Source organism: Rhizobium sp. SVR5-2C (genome assembly GCF_056755115.1).
This window is the reverse complement of sequence record NZ_JBNDHT010000278.1, coordinates 1-1,915: the sequence shown is the minus strand read 5'-3', so window position 1 is coordinate 1,915 and position 1,915 is coordinate 1. Positions and strand designations below refer to the sequence as shown.

3 protein-coding genes are annotated in these 1,915 nt (G+C 63.6%); 1 reads left to right on the top strand and 2 read right to left on the bottom strand.

Going from position 1 to position 1,915, the window contains the following annotated elements; all coding sequences use genetic code 11:
• The coding region (locus ACPYOI_RS35570) for a family 20 glycosylhydrolase (RefSeq protein ID WP_481424110.1) at positions 1-767 on the top strand (767 nt) is incomplete at its 5' end.
• Here ACPYOI_RS35570 and ACPYOI_RS35565 read toward each other — a convergent pair.
• Together ACPYOI_RS35565 and ACPYOI_RS35560 are read right to left on the bottom strand one after the other, a co-directional pair.
• Complete coding sequence (locus tag ACPYOI_RS35565; protein WP_481424109.1) at positions 764-1,669, bottom strand: ROK family protein; 906 nt, start codon at positions 1,667-1,669, stop codon at positions 764-766. The two genes, ACPYOI_RS35570 and ACPYOI_RS35565, sit on opposite strands and share 4 nt — an antisense overlap.
• Positions 1,670-1,729: 60 nt before the next feature.
• A partial coding sequence (locus ACPYOI_RS35560) for an ATP-binding protein (protein WP_481424108.1) occupies positions 1,730-1,915 on the bottom strand: 186 nt, incomplete at its 5' end.

The window sequence follows — 1,915 nt, the reverse complement described above, 5'->3', positions numbered from 1 at the left end:
GCACGGCCGCCCTCTTTGCCCTGCCGCAGCTTGTCGACGGGCAGGAGGCGCCGGACGGCTACCGCTCGGTGCAGGGCTATCCCAACAATGCGCTGAATCCGGCGATCGACTTCACCTACGAATTCCTCGGCAAGGTGTTCGACGAGATGCTGGGAATCTTTCCATCCGATTACATCCATATCGGTGGCGACGAGGTCGCGCATGATTCCTGGCTAGCTTCGCCGCTCTGCAAGGCACTGATGGAGCGGGAAAAGCTCGCGGGCACCGCCGAGCTGCAGTCCTATTTCCTGCGGCGGATCAAGACCATGCTTTCGGAGCGCGGCAAGAAGCTCGCCGGCTGGAATGAGGTCTCGCACGGCGGCGGCGTCGAGCGTGAGGGCACGTTGCTGATGGCCTGGGAAAAGGCTGAGGCCGGCATCGAACTGGCGGGCGAGGGCTACGACGTGGTCATGACGCCGGCGCAGGCCTACTACCTCGACATGGCGCAGTCGGAAGCCTGGGGTGAGCCGGGCGCAAGCTGGGCCGGCTTCACGCCGCCGGAAAAGACCTATGCTTACGAGGCCGAGGGCGAATTGCCCGAGGAATTGAGAGACCGGGTGCGCGGTATCCAAGCCTGTATCTGGGGCGAGAATTTCATCTCCCGGGCCTATTTCAACCGGCTGGTCTTTCCGCGGCTTCCTGCAGTCGCGGAAGCCGCCTGGACTCCTTGCCTGCGGAAGGACTGGCAGCGCTTTGCCGCGATCGTCAGGATGTGGCCGAAGCTTTAGAGGGCCTTCAACCCCAACAGTGCCGCCCCGATCAATCCCGGCTCGATGCGGCATTCGCTGCGCACCACCAGCGGGCGGTCAAATTTGCGCAGGATGCGGCTCCTCACGGCCCTGTCGAGTTCGGCAAGTAGCGGCTCGACATTCGACAGCCCGCCGCCGACCGGCACGATCGTCGCGCCGGTGATATTGACCGTCAGCGCCAAGGGCGAGGCGACGAGATCGGTATAGACGCCGATCGTGCGTGTCGCCTTTTCTTCACCTCGTTGCCATTGCGCGATGATTTCCTCGCTGGAGAATTCGAGGTCGTGCAGCGTCTTATGCAGACGCTCGAGGCCGCGCGCGCCGCCGACGGTATCGACGCATCCCTTCTGGCCGCAGCCGCAGGGATAGGCGGGGATTTTCACGGACGGCGTTCCGGCTTCGGAAGCGAGGATTGGTCCGTGGCCCCACTCGCCGGCAAAGCCGCCGGATGCGTTGACCAGCCTGCCGTCCGAAACAAGGCCGCCGCCGACGCCGGTGCCAAGGATTGCGCCGAAAACGATACGGTGGCCGCGGCCGGCGCCGAGTCCAGCCTCGGCCATGGCAAAGCAATCGGCGTCGTTGGCGATCAGCACCGGAAAGCCGAATTCGGCCTCAAGATCGGCGGCAAGGTTGCGATCATGAATGCAGGGAATGTTGGCGCAGGTCAGCCGCTGCGTATCGGGATCGACGACGCCGGCGATCGAAAAGGCAAGGCGAAGGGGCGTTTCGCCGGTCTCGTTGATGAAGCTGCGGATCGTCTCGACGAAGGCGGTGAAATCATCTTTCGGCGTCGGGCGGCGGCCAAGCGGAACGATGTCTGTTTCGGAGCGCGCAAGACCGCCCTTGATTGCCGAACCGCCGATGTCGAATGAGATGATCATGCTGCCTGCCGCCTCTAAGCTTTCGCGTGTGCTCGCACCCTTGGCGCAGATTTGCAAGCCTTATGCCGGCAAGTTTACCCGCGCCTCGAACCCCGATGCCTCGCCGCTTGCCGGCGATAGAAGTTCCAGTGTGCCGCCCATCTGGAAAACGATGCGGTCGGAGATTGCAAGACCCAGACCTGATCCCAATGCGCCGGTTGAGCCGCGCCGGAAGCGCTTCTTGAGGACGGCCAGATCAGTTTCCTC